22 protein-coding genes are annotated in these 23682 nt (G+C 58.9%); 12 read left to right on the top strand and 10 right to left on the bottom strand.

Going from position 1 to position 23682, the window contains the following annotated elements; genetic code table 11:
- Positions 1-334 precede the first annotated feature (334 nt).
- The 8 genes from FJT57_RS16470 to FJT57_RS14870 all read left to right on the top strand — a co-directional run bounded on the left by FJT57_RS16470 (position 335) and on the right by FJT57_RS14870 (position 6905).
- The gene (locus FJT57_RS16470) at positions 335-1159 is read left to right on the top strand and encodes a homing endonuclease associated repeat-containing protein (protein WP_162524374.1); all 825 of its coding nucleotides are present in this window, start codon (positions 335-337) and stop codon (positions 1157-1159) included.
- A 324-nt stretch (positions 1160-1483) separates the two neighbouring features.
- Positions 1484-2641 carry a hypothetical protein gene (locus FJT57_RS14900; protein WP_144906608.1) on the top strand — a complete coding sequence of 386 codons (1158 nt, stop codon included), beginning with the start codon at positions 1484-1486 and terminating at the stop codon, positions 2639-2641.
- Positions 2642-2738: 97 nt separating this feature from the next.
- Entirely contained in the window at positions 2739-3050 is a 312-nt protein-coding gene (locus FJT57_RS14895; protein WP_054584773.1) for a hypothetical protein, read from the top strand.
- Between the two features lie 140 nt (positions 3051-3190).
- Positions 3191-3412 (top strand): hypothetical protein, encoded by a 222-nt coding sequence (locus tag FJT57_RS14890; protein WP_144906607.1) that lies wholly within the window; start codon positions 3191-3193, stop codon positions 3410-3412.
- Between the two features lie 123 nt (positions 3413-3535).
- On the top strand, positions 3536-4537 hold the full coding sequence (locus FJT57_RS14885; protein WP_144906605.1) for a DUF6610 family protein: 1002 nt from the start codon (positions 3536-3538) through the stop codon (positions 4535-4537).
- Between the two features lie 71 nt (positions 4538-4608).
- Positions 4609-4956 carry a hypothetical protein gene (locus FJT57_RS14880; protein WP_144906603.1) on the top strand — a complete coding sequence of 116 codons (348 nt, stop codon included), beginning with the start codon at positions 4609-4611 and terminating at the stop codon, positions 4954-4956.
- Positions 4957-5042: 86 nt separating this feature from the next.
- Positions 5043-5990: an ArdC-like ssDNA-binding domain-containing protein gene (locus FJT57_RS14875; protein ID WP_144906600.1), complete on the top strand. Its 948-nt coding sequence runs from the start codon at positions 5043-5045 to the stop codon at positions 5988-5990.
- 90 nt (positions 5991-6080) lie between these two features.
- A complete protein-coding gene (locus FJT57_RS14870; RefSeq protein ID WP_144906598.1) occupies positions 6081-6905 on the top strand; it encodes a hypothetical protein in 825 nt (274 codons plus the stop codon).
- A gap of 54 nt (positions 6906-6959) precedes the next feature.
- On the opposite strand, the gene FJT57_RS14865 is transcribed toward FJT57_RS14870, so the two are convergent.
- The 3 genes from FJT57_RS14865 to FJT57_RS14855 form a co-directional block, all read right to left on the bottom strand.
- Complete coding sequence (locus tag FJT57_RS14865) at positions 6960-7718, bottom strand: MBL fold metallo-hydrolase (protein ID WP_144906596.1); 759 nt, start codon at positions 7716-7718, stop codon at positions 6960-6962.
- Between the two features lie 75 nt (positions 7719-7793).
- Positions 7794-8561: a helix-turn-helix domain-containing protein gene (locus tag FJT57_RS14860; RefSeq protein WP_144906594.1), complete on the bottom strand. Its 768-nt coding sequence runs from the start codon at positions 8559-8561 to the stop codon at positions 7794-7796.
- Positions 8562-8682: 121 nt separating this feature from the next.
- Positions 8683-11286, bottom strand: a complete 2604-nt coding sequence (locus FJT57_RS14855) for a heavy metal translocating P-type ATPase (protein WP_144906592.1) — start codon at positions 11284-11286, stop codon at positions 8683-8685.
- A gap of 383 nt (positions 11287-11669) precedes the next feature.
- Between FJT57_RS14855 and FJT57_RS17220 the strand changes: the two genes are divergently transcribed.
- Positions 11670-12206, top strand: a complete 537-nt coding sequence (locus tag FJT57_RS17220; protein ID WP_203229204.1) for an MFS transporter — start codon at positions 11670-11672, stop codon at positions 12204-12206.
- A complete protein-coding gene (locus tag FJT57_RS14850; RefSeq protein WP_203229203.1) occupies positions 12172-13275 on the top strand; it encodes an MFS transporter in 1104 nt (367 codons plus the stop codon). Before FJT57_RS17220 ends, FJT57_RS14850 begins: the two co-directional genes overlap by 35 nt.
- 127 nt (positions 13276-13402) lie before the next feature.
- Here FJT57_RS14850 and FJT57_RS14845 read toward each other — a convergent pair whose 3' ends face one another.
- Together FJT57_RS14845 and FJT57_RS14840 are read right to left on the bottom strand one after the other, a co-directional pair.
- Positions 13403-13855 carry a cupin domain-containing protein gene (locus tag FJT57_RS14845; RefSeq protein ID WP_144906590.1) on the bottom strand — a complete coding sequence of 151 codons (453 nt, stop codon included), beginning with the start codon at positions 13853-13855 and terminating at the stop codon, positions 13403-13405.
- Positions 13856-13946: 91 nt separating this feature from the next.
- On the bottom strand, positions 13947-14546 hold the full coding sequence (locus FJT57_RS14840) for a winged helix-turn-helix transcriptional regulator (RefSeq protein WP_144906588.1): 600 nt from the start codon (positions 14544-14546) through the stop codon (positions 13947-13949).
- 316 nt (positions 14547-14862) lie between these two features.
- Here FJT57_RS14840 and FJT57_RS14835 point away from each other — a divergent pair, with 316 nt between their 5' ends.
- On the top strand, positions 14863-16968 hold the full coding sequence (locus tag FJT57_RS14835) for a copper-translocating P-type ATPase (RefSeq protein ID WP_394348819.1): 2106 nt from the start codon (positions 14863-14865) through the stop codon (positions 16966-16968).
- 79 nt (positions 16969-17047) lie between these two features.
- Here the strand turns inward: FJT57_RS14835 and FJT57_RS14830 are convergent, their stop codons facing one another.
- A complete protein-coding gene (locus FJT57_RS14830) occupies positions 17048-17851 on the bottom strand; it encodes a DUF6036 family nucleotidyltransferase (protein WP_144906586.1) in 804 nt (267 codons plus the stop codon).
- On the bottom strand, positions 17848-18774 hold the full coding sequence (locus FJT57_RS14825; RefSeq protein ID WP_144906584.1) for a helix-turn-helix transcriptional regulator: 927 nt from the start codon (positions 18772-18774) through the stop codon (positions 17848-17850). Before FJT57_RS14825 ends, FJT57_RS14830 begins: the two co-directional genes overlap by 4 nt.
- Before the next feature lie 139 nt (positions 18775-18913).
- Here FJT57_RS14825 and FJT57_RS14820 point away from each other — a divergent pair, with 139 nt between their 5' ends.
- The gene (locus FJT57_RS14820; RefSeq protein ID WP_144906582.1) at positions 18914-19237 is read left to right on the top strand and encodes a hypothetical protein; all 324 of its coding nucleotides are present in this window, start codon (positions 18914-18916) and stop codon (positions 19235-19237) included.
- Positions 19238-19715: 478 nt separating this feature from the next.
- Here FJT57_RS14820 and FJT57_RS14815 read toward each other — a convergent pair whose 3' ends face one another.
- From FJT57_RS14815 to FJT57_RS14805, 3 genes are all read right to left on the bottom strand, one after another.
- Positions 19716-21122 carry an AAA family ATPase gene (locus FJT57_RS14815; protein ID WP_144906673.1) on the bottom strand — a complete coding sequence of 469 codons (1407 nt, stop codon included), beginning with the start codon at positions 21120-21122 and terminating at the stop codon, positions 19716-19718.
- 985 nt (positions 21123-22107) lie between these two features.
- On the bottom strand, positions 22108-22884 hold the full coding sequence (locus tag FJT57_RS14810) for a DNA polymerase domain-containing protein (protein WP_238994015.1): 777 nt from the start codon (positions 22882-22884) through the stop codon (positions 22108-22110).
- Positions 22881-23555 (bottom strand): helix-turn-helix domain-containing protein, encoded by a 675-nt coding sequence (locus FJT57_RS14805; RefSeq protein ID WP_144906580.1) that lies wholly within the window; start codon positions 23553-23555, stop codon positions 22881-22883. The genes FJT57_RS14810 and FJT57_RS14805 overlap by 4 nt, the downstream gene beginning before the upstream one ends.
- Positions 23556-23682 lie beyond the last annotated feature (127 nt).

The raw sequence follows: 23682 nt of genomic DNA, 5'->3' as shown, positions 1-23682 counted from the left end.
GAGTAGCTCCTCTGAATTCAGCACGACTCGCAGAATTATTTTACGAACGGATAGAAACACTCGTAGTACGTTGATAGGTCATCGAGCATTTTCCGGCCTCCTGTAGGTTATTCATCGGGCTGAGATTCAAGTACGATTCCGGGCGGATAGTATTTATTGCCCCTGAGAGGGGTGCGGGAGGTTCCACTCCCCATCACCGAGTTATGACCGATTTAGAACACCCTTGGCTAGACGTGTCGCTCCTCTACGAACTCTACTGGGAACAGGAGTTGAGTACGGGGTCTAGAGTTTATAATGCATTACGGGGGGAACCGCGGAGGGAGGTGACGGAGCTTTGACCGACCATACCTGTGACTACTGTGGCGAGGCATTTTCGACCTCCCATGAGTTGGGAGGCCACGTAACCGCGGTCCATCGCCGCGACCAGATCGTAACGGACGCGGACATAATTCTCGACGACATTCAGCGTGTCGCAGACGTATTAGGAAAACCGCCGACGGCAAAGGAGATGAGCGAGCACGGGGAGTACTCCCAGCGCGTCTGCCAGAAGAAATTCGGGAGCTGGAACGAGGCGCTTCGTGAGGCTGGCTACGCTCCGAATCGAAAGTTCCGACTCACCGATCAGGACCTGGTGGATGAGATTGACCGCCTTGCGGAGCAACTCGGTCGCCCGCCATCGAGCGGGGAGATGGATCGGATTGGGGAGTATCACAGATGGACGTATGACCACCGGTTTGGCGGGTGGGAAGAGGCACTCAACCAAGCTGGCTTCTCACAACCACGGTCCTACCAAGAACGTTCAGAGATTCCGTACGGGCCAAATTGGCCGGAGCAACGGCGGCAAGCATTGGAACGTGATGATTTCCAGTGCCAAACGCCGTGGTGTAAGATGACTCAAGCAGATCATCAAGAGCAGGTTGGGAAGGACATCTCTGTCCACCATCTGCTCCCACGGAAATTCTTCGTCGGCCCCGACGGGCAGTTTGACTACGAACAGGCAAACCGAGTTTCGAATCTCGTGACGGTCTGTTCGAAGCATCATCTCATCTGGGAAGCCGTCGCCCCGCAGCGATTGGATACGATTGTCGACGCCACACGGCCACCAGAGCGAGGTGGTCCCGAGGGTGTTTCTCTCCCCGTACGAGGGGATGAGGGGTAACTCCCTCGTGATTCGAATGCGAGAGACAGACGAGTCTATCCCGACGCCCGATACAGACGATTTCACGAACAGAGAACAACTCCACTGGCACCTCACCAATGCCCTCGCAAGCGCCAAGTCGGCGGAGACGAAGGCCCATCTCCGAGGAGCCCTTGCTGCGTGGCAGAATCTCCCGCCGACACCACTCGTCGAGTGTCCGCTCTGTGGAAGAGTCGGGCTTCCAGAGCGAATCCAAGCTCACGAGTGTCGGCAACCGTAGCGTCGTTTTTTGCGCCTCGATGGGTGGAGGCGCAGATCGGAACGCTTCGCGCCTTCGGAGTACATATGAAAGACCCAGAGACAGCTACGGTCTTCGCAGGCCTCGATGGGCGAACCGACACCGAACTACCCGAGTGGTACGCCGAGCAACACGGAGGTCCCGAACCGATCAGCTTCAGTGAAGCGATTCGAACCCTCCCGCAAGCGGTCGATACAGCAGTCGCGTATCGCAATCCGTACAGTGACGAGTGGGTCGAAACAGAGCGGTTCAACGCAATTGTCGAGCCGTCGCGGTTACAAGCAGAGGCAGATGGAGACGCCGAGGAAGAGTCACTATTTCACATTCCGACTGACTCGTACTCGATCATCAACCCGGTCGACGTCTACGGGCCGCTGGAGGAGGTCCTCCGCGAGGAGACCATCGACGGGACGCCGCTGGGCGAGGTGATGTTCGGCGAGATTCGGCGCTACCGGGGCGGCGGCGAGGTCCACATGGACATCATGTTCGATGGCCTCGAGGTGCGCCTTCCTGGCCGGTCGGACCCGATCACGATGGGCGTCACGTCGGGCTACGACTTCTTCGGCGAGCACGCCGTCTACGTGGAGGGGTTCGCCCAGGACGGCTACTGCTCGAACACGATGCGCTCGCTCACCGACAAAGAGGTCATCAAACACATCGGCGACGTACGGAACTTCCGCACCTGGTGGGAGGAACTCCTCGCACAGGTCGAACTCGTCGCCGATGACCTCTTCGAGTTCATCCGGGACGCCCAGGAAATCGACCTCGACTTCTCCGAACTTCCGTTCACCGTCACGGAGTTCTACACGCTCCTGGGCTTCCCGGACTACCTAGCCGAGCGTGCCGCCGGCGATGCAGAAGCCAATGCGGCGTCCCCCTTCGAGATCGATATGTGGACGCTGCATTCCGGCGCGACGTACGCCCTCACCCACTTCTTCCAGGGGAAAGAGGGGGCATCCCTCGATCAGTACGTTCGGATCGCCAACGACATCCTGTTCAATCCGGAAGGCACGATCGAGCGCGTCGAACAGGCGTACGAGCAGGAGTTAGCGGCGGACGGTGACGACGGGTCACAGGCGTCGCTGGCCGGCGAACGAGCGCTGGCGAGCATCGAGCGCGTCAGCGACGACCTGCAGGAGAAAGTCGAGCAATTCGAAGAACGCGAAGATGCGCTACGTGAGCGATTCCAAGAGGCGATGGGCTAAGAGCAGTCGGATTGAAGATTCGCCAGGCGTGCTTCCGTTCTAGCGGCTGGAATCCACTGCTGACAGTATTAAGTGAGTAGGGGCGTACCCAGAGACCATGTCTATTGAGCATAATCCGACTCTCGACGCGCGAGAGCCACAGCAGGGGGATATAGAGACTTTTGAAGAGTTGGAGCGTGGTGACTCGGTCAAATTCTTTGAATGGCCCGTCGAGCCGTTGACCGTGATCGGCTGGGAAGAAGACGATAATGTCGGGAAGCGAGTACGAGTTGAAGCAGAAGGCGGCGAGTCGTTTCTCTACCAGGTAGACGGCCACCTCTGGCATTACGTCCCTGAGGACGAGTTCGCCGGCGAGAATAACCCATACCCTGTTCAGAACCTCGTTTTGCTCGAATCCTCGGAAGCCTGATTGGGCTTCGAGGTAGTGCGAATCCTGTCGTGGCAGGTCTCTATTTTGATGGTCTCATTCGCAGTGGCTACATCTTCTCAAGATCTACTGCTTCAATTCTCTGCTGTTGCTCGTGCCCTCGATAGGTGGAGGCATCCGTTATGGGTACTTCTACAGACGACTCAGAGGCGTCAGACGAATTTCCGCCTGAAAAGCGGCTTGAAGCACCGAACACGCGCCTGATCAAGGCAGGGATCGAGACGATTCCTGATATGGAAACCCTCCAGGAGTGCGTTGCCTACGAGAACGCCCACCAGAATCGGACGCAGATCCTGCGCCGACTCAAGTGGAAGGCTGAAGAGCTACGTAAGGGCGAAGAGTAAGTTCTGTTCTTAACCAACACATTCCGCGTGGGTTTCCTTATTGTTGGTTAACTGCCTGAGTCTCGGTTTTTCGGGCCCCTGAAAGGGTGCGGGGCAACCAGCAGCGGCCTCGCGATCCTAATCATGTCCCTCGAGCTGAGCTCCAGCACCAGCACCGCCCGCGAAATCGCCGCCGCCAGACAGGCAGACTACGTGGCGTTTCTGCATCGAGCCCCGTTTGTCGTCGACGCTTTCGGCCTCGGGTTCCTTCCCGGCTTTCGCGAGGACTGTGGGTACCAGGAGGCGCAGTATCAGAACCTTAGCCTCCCCGTCGGGATGCTCGACAACGATTTCCGGAATCCCGATCTGGAGCGGTTCGTCGACCGTTTCTTCGAGTACGAACCACAGGTCGGGGTCATCGGGGACGTCGACGAAATCGACGACGTCGACGCCCACGTCGCTGCGGCTCGTGAGATCCAAGCGAGCTACCCCGAGGCCGAGCTCATCGTCGTTCCGAAGTCGCAGGCGGTGATCGGCGCGATTCCCGAGACCCTCGTCCTCGGGTATTCACGGGGATACGCCGACCGCCTGGCCCACGAGTTCTCCGACCCTGCCGATTGGAGAGGGCGGCGCGTCCACATCCTCGGCGGGAGTCCGCCTAAGCAGCTCGATGCCATTCGACAGTTGACCCGACCGACACTCACGGACGAGCCACCAGCCGACATCGTCGGCGTCGACTGGAACGGGCTGCATCGCGGCGCGCAGTTCGGTGAGTTCTGGACGGCCGACGGCTGGGACGACAGCGGTCGCGACGCCGACCACGTCACCGTGCGAAAGACGGTGCGCCACAGCCTCGCTTGCGTCCGTGAGTTTTGGAAGACCCACGGAATCTGGCCCGAAACGACACCGCAAAACGAGGGGCTCAACGTCGAGTACGAGGGACCGAGTCCTGCCGATCTCGAGGACGCCGCCTGTACCGAGTGCGGGACGAACGTCTGGCGAACTCGCCGCGGCCCGTACGTGGTCGAATACGATACCGGCGCGATCTGTGGATACTGCAGCTACGAGTGCTACTTCAGCCACCGCCATCGAAACAACCTGGAGGAGATCGTCGGCGAGCAGAGCGTCTACCTCCCGCCGGCGTGACTTCTCGACCTGTTTTTCGTGCCCCCAGAGAGGGCGAGGGCTTCTTCGAAAGCTCTCAGAGGTGACTTCCAGTGAGTCAACAACAGCGTCCTGACAACGTCTCGATCGACGAGATTCCGGTCGATATCGACAACACGCAATCAACGGAGGTCGATCCCGCCGACGTCCCCGACGAAATCGAATCTATCACCCGTGGGCTCGCCGGCGAGCAGCCGCCGACGAATCCGCTCGTCGTGCTGAAAGCGGCCCGGTGGTGGTACATTCACGGCAAGGGCGGCACGGATCCCGCCTTCCAGTGGGCCATCGAGTGGGCGCGTCATCTTGCGACCGACACGCCCAGTGACGTCGAGCGGTTCGACGAGTTCCTTGAGTACCTCGTCATGGTCGGCTTCGCGGACGAACGCCACGAGCTCCGCTGACCGACAGAGCGGTTTTTGAACGCCCCTGAGGGGTGCGGCGCGGTCTGAACAGACGCTGTCGCCGTGAACTCGATTCGGTGAACACGATGTCTACGACCAGAGACTCGTCGGTCTCCTTCGACCAGACCGACACGCGATCAGACGAGATGAACAGTACCATCGAACAGTGGATCGACGACCTCGTCGCCGGCGTCGACGACGCACAGACCAGCGACGAGTTCCAGGAGTGGCTCGATGTCCAGAGTCGTTTCCACGACTACTCCTACCGGAACACGCTCCTCATCAAGCGGCAGTGTCCCGAGGCGAGCCGGGTGGCGGGCTACCGGACGTGGCAGGAGGAGTTCAACCGTCACGTCACGGAGGGCGAATCGGCCATCTGGATCTGGGCGCCGATCATCACCAAGCAGTGCCCGGAGTGCGAGAATTCGCCGAGCTACCACGAGGACAGTGACTGTGAGTACGACGAGACGCCGCCCGAGGAGTGGTCCGAGGGCCTGGTCGGATTCAAGCCTGCGCCGGTGTTCGACGTCTCCCAGACCGAGGGCGAACCGCTTCCCGACCTGGACACGGAAGCGACCGGCGACGCCGGCAATCTCGTCGAACAGTTGACTGACGCCGCTGACGACCTCGGCGTGACGGTGCAGATCGTTCCAGCCGAGGAGTGGACCCACGGCGAGGCAAAGGGCATCTGCGAGCAGCTGAGCCTCGTCGACGTTCAGCCGCTCGTCGAGGTGCGTGATCGGGAGAACGAGGCCGACCTCGCGCGGACGCTAATTCACGAGTACGCCCACGCTCTGCTCCACTTCGACGTCGACGACGACACCGAGCGGGCAAAACGCGAAGTCGAGGCCGAAGCCGTCGCGTACGTCGTTGGGCGGTACTGCGGGCTCGACACGAGCGGATCGGCGTTCTACCTCGCTGCGTGGGAGTCGGACGATTCCGAGGTCGTTCGCGAGCGGCTCGGACGGATCAGTTCCACAGCAGAAGAGCTCATCGACGTGCTCGAAAGCGAATCCTCGTCCCAACACAGTTAACCAACAGAGTGATGGATCCCTTCCGTTCTGTTGGTTAAGTTTTTCTGCGCCCGCGGAGGGGCGGAGGCGCATTCAGACCTCCGTCGAATGATGACTGAACCCTATCTCACGACGGTCCTCGAGGAAGCCGAGCACGTTGCCGAGCAGCACGACCAAGTCGCCAGAACGACAGACAACCAAGCCCACGAGTACCTCCGATACGCCGCCCTCCGGGTGCTCGAAGGCGCGGCGGAACACCTCCCGGCGGACTGGACGCCGGTCGACGGCGTGACCGTCGGCTACGGGAGCGACGACGCGATGTACGACAGCTGGGGCTCCAGCGAAGACTGGTGGGAGACCGTCCCGCCGCAGGAGGCGTGTACCCGCTTCCGGGTGTTCTTCCCGGACGACCACCAGACGGTCCCCCGCGACATCGTCGACGTGATGGCCACACTCGGTGCCTGGCGCGTCTGGACCGGGAGCGCAGCCGCGTGCGGCTCCTATGACCATCGCGAGCGCCGTGAGGTCCACTACCTGTGGCCGGAAGGCCATCCGGTGGAGGAAGTGCTCCACGAGCGGCTCAGTGGCCCTGCGAAAGCCGTCGCTCCCGACGGTGGCCGAACGGGTGACGTTCGCGACCGACTGGTCGTCGACGAGAACGCACAGTCGAAGGACGATCTCGAGCCCCGCACGAAGCGTGCCGTCGCCGAAGCGATGGACGTCTCACTCCTCTCGAAAGGTGGCCGCTACGAGGTGCAGTCCGCGTCCGGCAACAGGTACGAAGTCGACGTCGTCGACGAATCGTGTACCTGTCCCGACTGGCAGCAGCGTTCACCCGAAGGCGGCTGCAAACACCTGCGTCGCGTCGATCACGAGATCAAACGGGGCCGTGTTCCGCGTCCGGATGGCCGACTCCCAGCTGAGCTAGCGGAGTAACTACCCCGAACCAATGGTTACAACATGGGACAGTTGTAGGCGGGCGTTCCCGCGTTATAGACTGTACCGCTCGCCGTCCTCGGGAACGTGTACATCCTCTGTCTCTGCCCGCAGTTCCTCGCGCGACAGCAAGCAATGGTTGATCGCCTCCATGTGGACGACCACTATTTCGGCGTCAGTGGCCTCTCGGACAGCGTTGATGTCCTCGACCCCCATCGTGATGGGTTCGCCCTGATCGAACTGCGCTTCGCCGCCGTTGAGAACCACCAGATCGGGTTCGTACTGGTCAAGTGTCTCCTCGACCGGTTCGTACCAGATCGTGTCCCCGGCGACATACACTGTCTCGTCGCCCTCGAAAACGAAGCCCGAGACCGGACCCATTCCCTCGGCGAGCTCGCCGTGCCCGTGCTGGCCCGGCGTCCGGTGGATTGTGACCCCCTCGAAGGTGGTTTCGTCGTCGACGGGGCGAACATCAGTGAAGGCCTCGTCAGTGAAGGCGTCGGCCTCCTCGGGCTGACAGAACAGCGGCACGTCGGCATCGAGTTCCTCTCTGGCCGCCTCGTCCCAGTGGTCGGGGTGGCGGTGCGTAACGACCACAGCGTCGTAGGTGAGATCAACGTCGGGCAGCGGAACAAGCGGATTCCGATCCTGATTCGCCGTGGTGAGGAACTCCGGAACTGCCGGGTTGTCTGTCACCGTCGGCATCTCGCCCTCCGGCGTGAACATCGGATCCACGAGGAACGTCGTGTCACCGACGTCCAGGAGGATAGTCGCGTTACGAATCAGCTGAACACTCGCACCAGTCGTTGCCATACCCGGCCCTACGAGATTCTTAGGGATGGGATTTACTTCGACATATTCCAACCGTCGAGGAGTTCGACGTGCAGTTTACTGGATGAACTCAATGTCCTCGGGGTCGAGATCCACGTCGAGATCCACGTCGAGCGAATCGGCGGCGAACTGTTGTGCCAGCCACGCTTCCGCTCGGTTGAGACGGTACTGGAAGGTCGACCGTGACACACCGACATCTTCAGCGATTTCCGCGACCGATTGCTGCCGTGGCTCTTCGTAGTACCCACGTTCGATTGCAGCTTCAAGCGCAGACTTCTGTTCGGGCGTGAGAGTTTGCTGGACGCGGCCGTCGTCGACCAAACATGGCGGTGTACCGAGTCGTTCAACAGTCAGCGACAGCCCCTCTCGCAGGTTCGCTCGGACTTCCTCGTGAATCGCTGATACTGGCCCGTCGATAAGCATCCGCCACCGGTATTGGTCACCACGTCGCTCCGTACGCATTATCAATCCCTCGCCGATGTGTTTCGCCGCGACCAAGGGAATCGACCGTGGACCATCACCTTCCCGGCGAAGCCAGTGAATCTTCCGAGATTCCGCATTCGACGAGAGGATCGTGTATTCGTATTCAGTCACGGGTGCCCCACACATTCCGGTTGTGTCCGGAGAATTAGCGACGCGTTCCAGTGCGTCGTCGAACTCGTTGAGAACAGCAGCGGGGCCGACCACCTTCTCAATCCCCCATACTGCCTCGCTGGTCGCATTGATCTCCATCGAGCGAGCGGTCAAGTCCGGATTGTCGATGAAGAGATCCATCACCTCGTCAACACCCTTGTCGTACTCGATGGTAAAGACAAATTCACGCATGTACTACACATTCTCGCTTGTCGTGTTTAATCTTGGTAGGAGAAGTGGTCCCGCACGTTAATCATCAGGCAAGGTAGGTACGATGCTCGAAAAATACTAAATCAGAATCGCAGTGAGGTGTTTAGCGAAGACGACCGAGTAGCATGTAGTCGTGGTCGGGCGTATACCGGCGGAACAGCAGGCTGTTCGACAGCACCGACACACTCGAGAACGCCATCGCGCCGGCAGCGAGTACGGGCTGGAGCAGCCCAAGCGAGGCCAGCGGGATCATCGCTGTGTTGTACCCCAGCGCCCACACGAGGTTCTGCTTTATTTTCTCGAGCGTTGCGTCCGAGATGCGGATTGCCTTCACTACGTCCAGAGGGTCGTCGCGCATCAATGTGACGTCCGCCGCCTCGATCGCCACGTCCGTACCCGAGCCGATGGCCGTCCCGACGTACGCAACCGCTAGTGCGGGTGCGTCGTTGACCCCGTCACCGACCATCATCGCCTGCCGGCCGTCGGCCTGGATGGACTCAACCGCGTCCGACTTGTCCTCGGGCAGGACTTCCGCACGGACGTTTGTCGGGTCAATACCGACCTGTTCAGCGACGGCGCGTGCAGTACGCTCGTTGTCGCCGGTGATCATCATCACGTCGACGCCGCGCTCCTGCAGCTGGCGCACGGCGTCCTTCGCACTCTCCTTGACCGTGTCGGCGTCGGCAACGACGCCCACGAGTTCACCTTCGTAAGCGACTAACATCGCCGTCTTCCCCTCGTTCTCGAGGCGCTCCATCGTCTCCTGAGCGGGCGAGGGGTCGATCCCGTTGTCACGCAGGAGCTTCCGATTACCGACCAGCACCTCGCTGCTGCTCACGTTCGCTTTAATGCCGTGACCGGGGACGTTCTCGAAATCGTCGGGATCGGCCACGTCGATACCGCGAGCTTTCGCTCCATCGACAATCGCCCGGGCAAGCGGGTGTTCGCTCCCGCTCTCCGCGATCGCTGCGAGCCGAAGTACGTCATCCTCACCAAGCCGCTCAGCAGCAGCGAGTTGCCCGCCATCAGTAGCAGGATTCCCACCCTCGGTGAGAGGTTGGCCGTCGCCGTCGAAGACAACGACATCGGTCAGCTCCATTTCGCCCTTCGTGAGCGTCCCGGTCTTGTCGAAGACGACCGTGTTGACGTCTTTGGCGCGCTCGAGGACGTCGCCGCCCTTGAACAGGACGCCGTTCTGTGCACCGAGGGTCGTTCCAACCATCGTCGCCGCGGGCGTCGCCAGCCCCAGCGCACAGGGACAGGCGATTAGCACGGACGAGGCGAACACGATGATCGCGAACTCGAAGACTGAGACCCCGCCTGCGGCGACGGGGCCACCTGCGACGAGTCCCCATAGCGGGAGGACGTCGACGAAACCCGCGAGCACCTCGGGGAACACGTACCAGACGGCGCCCCAGATGACCGCGTTCACGATGACTGCAGGGACGAAGTACGCAGAGATGCGGTCGGCGACGTTCTGGATGTCGGGTTGTCGAGACTGTGCCTCCTTCACCGTCTGGACGATCTGCTGGAGCGCGGTGTCCGTCCCAACTTTCGTCGCCTCAACGGTGAGGACACCATTCTCGTTAATCGTCGAGCCAACGACGTCGTCTCCCTCGGACTTCTCGACGGGGACTGACTCGCCGGTGACCATGGACTCGTCGACAGCCGACTGGCCATCGACGACGACACCGTCGGTCGGAATCTGCTCGCCGGGGCGGACCTTCATTCGGTCGCCGACGTCGACATCTTCGAGCGGAATTTCTTCCTCATTCCCGTTTTCATCGACGATGGTGGCGGTGTCGGCCTCCATCTCGAGGAGTTTTCGGAGCGCCTCGCCGGCCTGCCCTTTCGAGCGAGCCTCCAGGTAGTTACCGAGCGTGATGAACACCAGGATGAATGCCGCCGTGTCGAAGTACAGCCCACCAGCGATGAGGTCGAGCAACACCGCCACAGAGTAGACGAATGCGGTGGTCGATCCCAGCGCGATCAGTACGTCCATGTTGGCCCGGCCGTTCTTGACGAGCGCCTTGTAGGAGTTCTTGTAGAACGGCCGACCAAGCACCAGTTGGACGGGTGTCGCTAGAGCGAAGGCGACCCACCCAGACGGAATGCCGAGGAGGGCGTCGCCGACGATGCCAAGCTCCAACAGATGGTCTGCCATGAACACCAGTAAGGGGAGGGACAGCACGCCCCCGAACAGCGTCAATCGCAGTTGCCGCTGGATCTCCCCTTGCCGGGCTTCCTCTCGGGCATCGCCAGTTGAACCATCGTCGGTCTCGGCATCCTCTTGGACAGGCGAATAGCCGGCATCTTCGATGGCCTCGTAGAGGGTTCTCACCTTCACCTCGGCCGGGTCGTACGTGACTTTTGCCTCGTCAGTTGCAAAGTTCACGTTGGCATTGACGACGCCTGGCGTCCCTTCGAGTGCGTCTTCTATTGTCTCCGAGCAGTTCGCACACGACATGTCGGTGATCGCAATCGTCACCGAGTCGGTCACTGGCGAATACCCAGCGTCCTCGATTGCGCCGAATATCTCGCTGAGTGAGACCTGCTCGGGGTCGTATGCGACCGATCCCTCGTCGGTGGCGAAGTTGATGTTCGCCTCCGAGACACCGTCAAGTGAACTGACAGCGTCGGAGATGGTCTGCGAACAGTTCGCGCAGCTCATCCCCTGAATTTCGATGTGGGTTCTTCGCTGACTCATCACCTATACATACGGGGTCCTTATTCAGTGGAGTTTCCCTTTCAGGTATTAGGAATTCTGAGCCCTTGGCCTTCGGAATCAAGCGGAATGAGAATATCACCCATAAACCAGAGGGCTACAGACGGTGAATCGTTTTCAATGAAAACGACTTCACACGGTGAAAGCCGCAGTCTGAATCGAAATCAGTATCGTCAGGTTGTACAGCCGAAACTCATCAGTAGCCTTTGAAGGAAAGGCCTGTTCCCCAATTTGCCTAAATCTGGTAAGCAAAAACCGCGTTAAACAGTAGTACGTATAGATAGGAGTGATGCGAAGACAGTCAATCCGAGCTCGCTTGGAGGTACCGAGCGGGACGCTCGTCAGTACGCGCAAGGTGAACAGCTATGAATGAGCAGCCCCGGGACGACGGCGAGGCTTCCTTCAGTGGGACGAATCGCCAGCGTATGATCATCTTCCTGGGCGTGATAGCCGGGATGCTCATGGCGGCAATGGACCAGTCCATCATCGCTCCCGCACTTCCGACGATTGTCGGGGATCTCAGTGGTGGAGGGAGCTACTCCTGGCTCGTTACGGGCTACCTCATTACGGTAACCGTCACAATCGCACTCTACGGGCGGCTCTCAGACATCTACGGTCGGGGGCCAGTCTACAGTTTCGCCATCGTCACGTTCCTCATCGGGAGCGTCCTGAGCGGCTTCGCCGGGCAAATCCCGATACTTGATCAGTATCTGAGTGGCATGGCACAGATCACGATCTTCCGTGCAATCCAGGGGATCGGTGGTGGCGGGCTCCTCTCGATGGCAACCATCATCGTCGGCGACCTCTTCAGCCCCCGTGAGCGCGGGAAGTACATCAGCTACGTGATGGTACTTCGGCCTGGCCACGATGGGCGGGCCCGTTCTCGGTGGGTACCTCACTGAACACTTCACGTGGCGTTGGATCTTCTTCATCAACATCCCCATCGGGCTCGTTGCCCTGGGAGTAGTTCAGACACATCTTGACCTCCCCGTTCCCAACGAAGATCACACCATCGACTATCTTGGTGCCCTGCTGGTGACCGTCGCCACGATCACCCTGTTACTCATCACGACGTGGGGTGGCTCTCGCTTCGCGTGGGACTCTGGGCAGATACTCTCCCTCGCGGCAGTTTTTCTCGCCAGCACTATCCTCTTCGTCTACCAAGAGCTCCGCATCGACGAGCCAATCTTCCCAGTCTCGCTCCTTGGGAACCGGACGATTGCTGGTATCGACTTTATCGGCTTTGCTGTTGTCGGCATCGGCCTGCTCGGGGGGCTGACCTATATTCCGATCTTCCTCCAGACCGTCCTCGACGTTTCCGGGACGAACGCTGGCCTCCTCCTCCTGCCACTCATCGGCGGATTCATCGTCTTATCCGCTGTCACCGGGCAGCTGATGAGCAAGGTCGGCTATTACAAGCCGTTCACCGTCCTGGGTGCCGCCCTCGCTGCTGGTGGCTACTATCTCCTCAGTACGATGGGTGTCAACACCAGCCTCCTCTGGGCGAGCGTGTTTATGTTCGTGACCGGGAGCGGCCTCGGGTTGACGATGCCCACACTCGAAGTGGGCATCCAGAACGCCGTTGAGAGAGAAGATTTGGCGGTTGTGACGTCGTCAGTTATGTTCAGCCGTACGCTCGGGGAGGGGGTTGGCGTCGCAATCCTCGGTGCCGTCCTCGGAAACCAACTCTCGACCCGGCTCACGGGGACGACCCTCGATGAATCAACTGCACAGCACCTCATCGAAGGCGGCGAGGAAATCACCCCGTCGATGCTAAACAGCTTGCCCCCGGAGGCCGCTCAAATCGTGACAACCGTACTCTCGAACAGCTTCAGCGCGGTCTTCCTAGTAGCGGCAGCGATCATGGCAGTTGGATTCGTGGTTGCGCTCACGCTTCCGAATGCCGAACTTGGTGAAGAGGTCCCCGTCGAAAACGAGACAGGAGGAGAAGCAACCCAATCCCTCGACTAGTCTCACGGGAGGGTTTCATAGCACCTCCTATTCTGTCGGGGGATAATTACCACGTCTGACGGAAAGCCTGAGTCGAGGGTTCATTCACAGGCCAATGCTTCAGTACCTATCAATCCTCCAAGGGGCCCTACTGTTCGGGCTCGTTTCCGCAGTCCGGACACGAAAGCGAAATTCCGTCGTCACCAGCTTCGGCAACGTGATAGTCCGCGCCACATTCTTGACATGGAGCAGCAACACGAGTCTCACCAGCGTCCTGTGGGGCGCCGAGTGCAATCACGCGAACTCGTTGTTCGCCCTCATTTTTCCCGGACTGGTACTCCCCCGGTGCGAACCTGACGATTTCGCCGGCTTCAACGGTCATCTCGTCGCCTTTCGTATGGAACGTCGCAGTTCCCTCGACGACGTAGAAGACCTCTTCTTGGTTCATGTGCGTGTGTAACCCGCCGGAAAGCTCGTCACCTGGTTCAAGTTCGAAGTAGTTCAATGCCAGACTGTTGAGGTTCAGCGGCTCCGTCGCATGTTTCGTTACGTCGGCGTGGAAGGGGTCATTCTCCAAGTCATCCAGCGTAACCTTCTGCATACGTTTGCTACTCTAGACTGGTCGGTTATCCCTTTCGTCTCGAAATCCTGGATGGGTTCTAAAAAGCCAAAAAAGCAGGGGAGCAACTCAGTCAGGCGTTCGCGCTGAATTGGTCATACCGTGATTTGAACTGGTCAAGACAGGAGGGACAACAGAGATAGTACAAACTGCCGTCGATTTCGAGCGTCTCACCGTCCTCACTCACGTCGTTGCCACACTGGGCACAGGTGACTGCAAGGTCGGTCCCACTGATTTGGGGCGTCCAGTCGGCACTCGTGAGGACGACCACCTCGTAATCAGTGATCGCTTCCCACTCCTCAGTATCGAACGTGTCCAGCAAGAATGTCCGAACATCTGCATTCGGGAGACGGGATTGGAAGAATACGCGAGGATCAGAGGCAGTGAACACGTGCTCAACGCCATCTGCCAGTGCAAGGGTATCCCGGATATCATCGACCATGTCGGGTTGGACTGCGAGTTCAACGAGAACGGGAACACCGCCACGGAGTTTTGAACGGTCGAGATCGAGCGTGAACCGCCGGATTATTCCCATGTCTTGTAGCCGACTAACGCGGTCAGACACCGACGGTGAACTGAGATCGACGGCGTCGGCGATTTCACGGTAGGGCCGGCGTGCATCTTCGGTGAGAAGCCGAAGGATTTCGAAGTCCGTGTCGTCTAAGGTGCGCATACGGTGATTAGATTGCGCATCCAATTACCTGTTTTCCTTAATTCGGAAACTTCAGAGAGAGGTTTTCCTATATCTGCTAGGCAAAGATGGCATATAAATGGAACCCGTATAGGTGAATGAGTGAGCGGATCCGAACCACTGGCCAGGTTACAGATGAAACTGCTCCACTAAACGGAGACACCAAATGACAAATCACGATAACCACAATCCTGACGAGAATGGAGACGAGATGCCCTCAGGTTCGGATCAGGACCAACCTGATGGACGTTCACCTCGGCAGAACGTAGATCACAAGGAAGCACACGTTGAGCAGGAGATGTTGGAAGAGGAGGCAGAAGTATCAAAGACTGCCCACGATGGTCATGGCGATCACAGTGGAGACAACGGCCATGGCGACCACGGTGGGATGCACGAGGGCCACGAGCAGATGTTCCGGCGGCGGTTCTTCATCTCGACACTGCTCTCGATTCCAGTCCTCCTATACAGCGAAACCCTTCAAGAGTGGCTTGGATTCTCGGTTCCAGCGTTCCCCGGCAGCGAGTGGATTAATCCTGTCTTCGCGGTGATCGTGTTCGCCTACGGTGGGATTCCCTTCCTGCAGATGGCCGTCCCCGAGTTGCGAGACCGTTCGCCCGGAATGATGACGCTCATTTCCATGGCGATCACCGTCGCCTTCGTCTACAGTCTTGCGAGCGTCGTGTTCCCGACCCAGTCAGCGTTCTTCTGGGAACTCGTGACGCTGATCGACATCATGCTGCTGGGCCACTGGATCGAGATGCGGTCGGTCCGGCGAGCCTCCAGCGCCCTCGATGAACTGGCGAAGCTAATGCCCGATACGGCCGAGCGAATCACTGAATCAGGTGACACTGAGGAGGTCCCCGTGAACCAGCTCGAAGAGGGAGATCTCGTGCTCGTCCGTCCGGGGGCGAGCGTCCCAGCCGACGGCGTTGTCGAAGAGGGCGACTCCGACGTGAACGAGGCGATGATCACCGGCGAATCCAAGCCCGTCTCGAAGGCGCCCGGCGACGAGGTCATCGGCGGGACGGTCAACGGGGACGGCAGCCTCCGAGTCCGCATCGACGCGACTGGCGACGAAACGACACTGGCCGGCATTATGCGGCTCGTCGAAGACGCTCAGCAGAGTAAGTCGAAGACGCAGATGCTCGCTGACCGGGCAGCGGGGTGGCTATTCTACGTCGCTCTGGGTGCGGCCGTCGTGACCGCTGTCTCCTGGACCGTCGCCATCTCATTCAATGCCGAAGTGATCGAGCGCGTCGTCACGGTGCTGGTCATCGCCTGTCCACACGCGCTTGGGCTCGCAATCCCGCTGGTCGTGGCGATAAACACATCGCTGGCCGCTCGCAACGGGATGCTCATCCGGGACCGCATCGCCATGGAACAAGCACGAGAGCTCGATACGATCATCTTCGACAAGACGGGAACGCTCACCGAGGGCGAGCAGGGCGTCGTAGACATCGAGACCGTCGAGGGTGTGACCGAAGAAGAGGCGCTAGGGTTAGCGGCGGCCGTCGAGGCCGACTCCGAGCACATGATCGCCGAGGCCATCCGTGAGGCGGCCAACGAACGCGATGTCGCCAGTCCCCGGGCGGCCGACTTCGAGGCGATCAAAGGACGGGGGGTTCGGGCACGCGTCGATGGGCAGAGCGTCCACGTCGGTGGACCGAACCTCCTTTCGACCTTGGAGAGCGAGGTTCCCGATCAACTACGAACGTTTGCCGAGCGTTCCGGCGAGAATGCACGCACCGTGGTATACCTGATCCGCGACGGCGAGCTCACCGCGGCGTTCGCCTTGGCGGACGTGATACGGGAGGAGAGCTATCACGTCGTCGATGCGCTTCACGAACTCGGCATCGAGGTTGCGATGCTCACCGGTGACTCCGAGGACGTCGCTAATGCGGTCGCTGACGAACTCGGCATCGACACGGTGTTCGCCGAGGTCCTCCCCGAAGACAAGGACGAGAAGGTCCAAGAGCTGCAAGAACGGGGGAATCTCGTTGCAATGGTCGGTGACGGCGTGAACGACGCGCCGGCGCTCACCCGGGCCGACATCGGCATCGCTATCGGTTCCGGGACGGACGTCGCGGTACAATCGGCGGACATCATCCTCGTCCAGAACAATCCGACGGACGTAGTCCGCCTCGTGAAACTGAGCAAGGCGAGTTATCGGAAGATGCAGGAGAACCTCGTCTGGGCGGCCGGATATAACGTCTTCGCCATCCCACTCGCCGCTGGCGTGCTGGCCCCAATTGGGATCCTGCTCTCGCCGGCAGTGGGAGCGTTGTTGATGTCGCTCTCGACGGTGATTGTGGCAATCAACGCCCAGTTCCTCCGACGAGTGGATTTAGAGCTGCCCTCGCTTCCGGGCGTGTCCGCATCAGAGCGTCCTCAACCCGCCGACTAACGTTCGAGCACCGCTTGACCATTGACAGTCCCCGTGTTAGTAAGAGCGCCGTCAATAGGTCTCAACAAAGCCCTTGGCTCTACTCTGTCGTACTGACGCTGTCGCCATCTCGGTGGACCCGGTCGAACGTTGAGAGATACGCGAGCCGGTCGTGAACCTCGTCGGTATCCAACTCCAAATCGGCGGCCAGTTCGTCGACGGTCATCGGCTCATCGAGTGCCTGGAGGACTTCGAGCCCTCGGTAGTACCTATTCGTGAGTTCCTGGACGCGGGCCTCGATCGGCGTGGTCACTCCGTACCGCTCCTCGAGTTCGACCAGGGCCTCGTTCGCGAACGTGGCGAATTGATCGTCACCCAGGCGTTCGATCTGGGTTTCGAGTTCATCCCGGACGACGTCGTAATCGAGGCCGGCCTGCACGAGCATATTCATGTCCTCGATGTCGTCATCGCGGCCTGCGATCGCCTTGAACAGGAAGATATCTTCGTTGCTGACCAGCCGGACCGTCAGTCGATCCGTGTCGAGGAACTGCTCGCTGCGCTCTTGCATCCCGTCGGTGAGCACGAGCTTGTTCGCGACCTGCTGGTTGAAGATGTCGAGACGACACCCGTCGTCGTTCTCGACGCAGCTCGTCGCGCCAAGCGCCCGGTAATCTGGATCCAGCGACTGGACCTCCGCATACCCGAGGTCCATCAGGACGGCCCACAGCTGACCGTACGCGTCGCCATCCGGGACGACCAGGTCGATGTCTTTCGTCGCCCCTTTGAGGTCGCGCAGCGACATCGCGCCACCACCGATCAGGTAGACCGTGAGCGGTTCAGATAGCCCGTCCCCGATCCGCTGGAATTCGTTCTCGATGTACTCACGTCCGAATGTTGGTCTCATTGTGGTAGTGGCACCTCGTAGTCAGCCGCCAGCTCCTGGAACTCGTCCCACTCCGGGAGCCGGTCGTCGTCGACCTCGCCGTGCGTCTCGAGGTAACGGAGCAAGGCGTCGATTTCGTCTTCGAGGCCATACTTCGCCGCCTGCTCTCGGAGGTCCGCCTCGTCGACGTCGACGTGGCTGAGCAGGAGGAGACAGTACGAGCGGTGACGGCTGCCGTCGTCGATCAGTAGCGTGTGACAGCAGAGCTCCGCCGGCGAGACTGCGTCGAGATCCTCGGAGTAGAGGTAGTAGCGGTGGCCGGTGAGCAGGAACTGGAGGTCGAAGGCCGCGAACCGAGCGAGGCCGGTTTCGTGGAACCCCTCTGCGTCGATCTCCTTCTCGGCCTGCGCGAGGAATTCGTCGTAGTCCTCCCAGAGAATCGTGCCCTTCGGGGCAACGGCTTCGAGGCGCTGGCGATGTAGATGATGTGCGAGTTCCCGGGCGAACTCGTGGAGGCGGTCGAAGTCGGCGTTGAACTCGTAGTGGCCGTCGGCTGTTCCGACGAGACCCCGGTCGCGAAACCGCTTGAGGACGCGGTTGACCGTGTTGCGGTAGTTGTCACTCCGGTCGGCGATCTCGGAGACAGTTCGCGGCTGGTCGAGGTAGTACAGCACCTCGAGTGCCTTGCCGGTCAGCAGCTCGGGGAACTCGATGTGGGAGTGCTGGCGGACGAGGTCCTGGTAGAGCTCGACGGCGCGAGCATCCGACGGGACGACGCGTTTTCGCCGGCCATCGCGTTCCGTGTAGACGAGCCCTTTCTCGACGAGGTCGGCGACGGCACGAGAGAGGTAACTCTCGCTGTGGTCGAGCTTCGTCGCGAGTTCGGAGATCGTGTCGCCGCGGTCGACCGTGGCGAGGACCTCGAGTTCGATGCGCCGGAGCACGATGTAACATAGTACGAAGCTTATATATAAAGAAGTTTCGAGTAGTGTTACAGGCAGAGAGGAACAAGAGCTTGCTCCATCGTCTTAACCAACAAAACTATAGATAGAGAGTTCGTGTTGGTTAACACGGAGAGAGTCGATGTCCTACGAACCACCGTCCCCACCGGCAAACCTCCCGACGGAGATCGTCGACGCCCTCAACGAAGCCACACCGGAGCATCTTCGGAACGTTGCCAGCTACGCCGAGGCGTTGGCCGAACACAAGGAGCGTGAAGCTCGTCTCGAGGAGGAGACGGACGACGCCGACGTCGAGGAGCGCCCCGATGACCTCCCGGACGACGTGCCGGCGAAGGCGACGATCACGATCAAGGAAATCAACGACAACCGCTACTACTACTGGCAGTGGCGGGAAGGAGATTCGGTAACGTCGAAGTACAAAGGGCCGGTGAATCCCGACGAGTAGACGAGATTGAACTGTAGCCTGATGTTCTTTTCAGTACCTTAGAGACGTAGCAGACGGCACCCCCCAGAGTGTGAATGGGATCGGTCAACCCGGACGAGTAAAACTCGAAGAGAGGGGACACCCACCCCACGTTTCCGTCGTAACTGGATGTGGGTGGAGGGGTGAAGCAGATTTTGAAGGGACCACATCCCCCGCATTTCCGTCGTTTCTCCACCGTCTCCGCATCACCGATGGTATCGACGACAAGAAAATCGTAGGACACACCCCCCGTTTTCGAGTTGTAAATGGGAGAGGGCAAGGAGATAGCACAGTACATCGATCGGCACGTCAAATCTCTTAGCTCACCCACCCCCCGTTTTCGAGTTGTAACGAGATATCCCGACGAATGACACCCCTCATTTTCGAGTTGTAACGCATCACGCGGGATACGGACACCCTCCATTTTCAAGTAGTAAGTGCGGGGAGAATACGGGCGAGATTAGTTCTTACTCCGGAACTGCTTCAGCCGTTCGCGGACAACAGCGCTGATAGTCGCCTCTTCGTGAGCTAGATCTTCGAATCGGGAATCCTCACGAATCGTCTCCATGATCGTTTCCGGATCCTCGGAGAGGGAGAAATACATATGCACTCCTCTACCTCGCCCCTTGCCTCGACGCTCGAAGTCCAGTACACCATACGTACTCTGCTCTGTGACGTGATTTACGAACGTCTCGCGACTGTACTGATCCGCATCCATCGTATCAGCAATGAATTGGTACGTCTTGAACGCAGGTCCAGCAGGGATCCACTCAGGATGTTCTCTTGCATAGTGGGCAGTAGCCGCCACAGCGTAGATGCAGAGTTTCTTTTGAGTGGAGATCCCGCTAATATGGCGAAGTTTTCGATTTTCGGTATATTTTTCCTGGGCTTCACGGACATCAGTCTCGGTGACCGTGTTAGCACCACGCCGTTCGGCTAGTTCGCCAGCCCACCTGAGAAGGTCAATCGCTTTTCGCGCATCCCCGTGCGTTTGAGATCCGAACGCGGCAACAAGCGGAATGACGTCATCTGCAAGAGATTCTGGCTTGAAGGCGTCTCGCCGATATTTGAGAATACTACGGAGCTGCGTCGCATCGTAATCGTCGAAGAAGATATCGTCAGGATTGTAAGAACTCTGTGCACGGCTGTTGAGGTCTTTCATGAAATCGGCGTAATTCGTGATAGCCGTAAGTGAGATCGGACCATCAAAATCGGCGAGTTTTCGCGCCCGTGAAAGCTGGTAGATGAGAGAATTGTACTCTGCCTCCTGATACGGTCCCTCAAGCATATCGATCTCATCGAGGATAAAGATGACACCGTCGTAGTACTCGCGCATCAGTTCGTATAGTCGCTCCAGCTTCTGATCCGTTGAGACACCGGTTTGGGGGACACCAGGTTCAACACCGAGATCGTCGGCAGCAGCTTTAACTAACCGATAGACAGCCCGATCTGCAGTCTTCGGCCCCTCGCAGTTGATTGAGATGACCCCGAAGGTCTTGCCTTGAGATTCACACAGTTCGACGATCTGTTTGCAGACTGCATGAATGATGAGCGACTTCCCAGTTCCAGAGGGACCACTCAGAAGCATATCCGGGATGCCTTCATTCTGGAGTACCGGTTTCAGATTGTCGACGACACGTCCCAGCTGGTCATCACGACCGACGATACGATCCTCGTCGATGATGGTATCTGATCGAACGAGGTCTTTGTTCGCGAAGACCCCGCCGGACGACTCGGTTTGGAGTCGATCCCGGATTGAGATGCCACCACCGTCGCCGTTTATTGCCTCTTGAGAAGAATCGGCAAGTTCCGAGCCGTCCTCGAACGTCGTCTGTGACGTATCGGGAGAATCTATCTCCTCACCCATCAACTCGGGATTGTCAGGATCAACAGAGGAGGATTCACGACCTTTCTCACCTTCTGGATGATTCGATCCTGCTCTACGTCCCTCTCGTCCCATTATGAACCCCCTCGAACTCTTGGTATAAAAATATGGACCTTTGTGGAGTTGTAACCGAGTGATAACAGCCTATCTAACAACTACAGCCGCGTATTCTCGAAGTGAGCTAGATACCGTCTTCGGAATCTATCACCCCCCATTGTCGAGTTGTAACAGATCCTCAAGGATCTTCATCGTCGTAATTCTGGCTTGACCCAGACCCCCCGTTTTCGAGTTGTAAGATTTTGAGAAGTGGTAACACACTTGGTGCGATCCTCTCTATTTTCGAGTTGTGAGTTCAAGTGAGTCGAATCGAGCACAGAAGCAAAATCCACATAGTTTAGATTTTATGAATGATGAGGTAGGTGAAACGGTCTGCCCCACACCCCCCGTTTTCGAGTAGTAAGCACTAGAATTGTCGCGAAAGGACGGCGTTTCCGGGGGCGGTTCTCGAATGACAGTAATACCGGACGGTAAACACGACTAGCACTGAAGTCAATTCGCTGATCTCGAACAGTCCACCCCCTCCCCCCTTTTTCGAGTTGTAAACTCGTGATGAAGGGGTGGGTGAGCAGCAGAATCGATAGCAAGACGGACAATATGGTAGATACACGCAATAGACGGCCTGAACGTCTAATTTCACAACTTGTAACTAGAGATGCGAAAGTTTATGTTATGTGTTTACTCACCATAACCGTACTGGAGTATGAGAAAACAGATTATCTAGCTAAACTAGATAATCGACATCTCTGACAATTCACGTTCTCCAGATCTCGTTTGTGGTTTCTCCTCCGTGTATTATGTCGTTTCAGCGGCTCTCGATAGATCTTCGTTAATTTGGCTCCCCCTTCTCGATGTCTTGGGTGACCTATACTCCGTGACTTACAACTCGAAAAAGGGGGGAGGGGGTTCGTCACGTCCAGTCCGTAATACCAACCACACGTGTCCTATCAAGTTCGCGTCGAATGTCGTTCCGATTCCAACCCAGGGGAGAAAGCACGCTCTCGACAGCCCTGACCAGTTGCGTTTCGTAGTACGAGGCGTCGTAGGTCTCGATCGCTTCGTGGGCGAGGGCGACACGGTCTCGCGAGGATTTTTCGTCGTCGACGACCACGTACTCGATATCCTGCCCCGGGTGGACTGCCAGATCCTGCTCGCGAGCTCGCTTCAAGGCCGCCACGTTCTGGGTATTCTGTGAGTAGCCTTCCAGCGGCTTGGAGACACGATTCCGCTCGACGAGCCGCTCCACAGCTACGTTACCCGTCTGCAGTTCGTCGATTGCACCTTCGAGACGCCCGAGTACCGCGTCCGGTGACCGCGTCGCATCGAGCCGGTCGAGACAATCCCGCTGGACGTCCTCGATGAACGGCGGGGTTGAGCGCTGCCGGGCTTCGATGCCTCTGATCTTGAAGTCGTCGTCGCCGGCGTCCTTCCCGAAGTACTTCGTCAGCGCGCCGGCGTCGCTCTCGCGCTGCGGTACGAACGCCACCCAGTCGTAGTGCGCCTCGTGTTCGAGGAATTCGCCGAACTCGGCCTTGGAGTCTGGTGCCACGACGATATCGAGGTCCGTAGAGAAGCGTGCGTTGAATGCTGAGACAGCGTAGCCGCCGACAAGGACGTACTCGTGTCCCTCCTGAGTGAGGTCCTCGAGCAGTTCGATGAGTGCGTCACTCCGGTTGTGGAAACTCATGGTTGCGCTCGTTCCGTTTCCCGGTACGTGACGCCGAGGTCGAGGTCCTCGTACATCCGGTCGAGCATCGCCAGCGCCGACTGGAACTGGGCGTAGTTCTCACGCATATACTCGATCGTCTCTGCTCTCGGGATAACCGGGTACCCCTCGACGTGTTCAATGTCGAGTGACGGGCGTGGCTCGAGGACGATCTGCAGCGGTCGGTCCAGCTCATCTCGGGGCTGTCGTTCGAATGCGGTCGGGAGGTCGAACGATTCGAAAAACGTTTCCCAGGCGTCGACGTCCTGCTCACGAACAGCGAGGAATAGTGGATAGTCGTCGGGCTCGCGACCGACCTGGTAGCCGCCCTGAGTCCACACGTAGACGGCGTCGATCCGCGTGAACGCGAACGGCCAGTCACCGAACTGCGGGATGACGTAGGCCTCCTCGATGGATGGTGGACTGACGCTGGCGCTGGCAGCGACGAGCTCGAGTGCTGCGTCGCGTACGCGCTCATCGACGACAGTGAGGCCGTCGTCATAGGAAACGTAGCCTGCGTCTTCCAGCCGATTGACGGCCTGTCTCACCGTCTCGTACGGTGTGTGGAGGTGTTGGGCGACACGGCGGATGGAGTCACCACTCTCGATAGCGAGGATGACCTGCGCCGCGGTGTCGTCGAGAACCTCGTACATCTGGTAGTTACCAATAATCCGGCAACAGTTAAAAGTCTTACTAGAGGACGGGGTAGAACGGCTCTGTCTGAGTTCTATTACTCAGGACTCTCCTATTGAATGACTGAAGAATGTAGATCTCATAGCC

Source organism: Halobellus captivus (assembly GCF_007655485.1).
Classification (GTDB): Archaea; Halobacteriota; Halobacteria; order Halobacteriales; family Haloferacaceae; genus Haloquadratum; species Haloquadratum captivum.
Note: the sequence above shows the minus strand (reverse complement) of the source record. Positions and strands in the feature narration are given on the sequence as shown.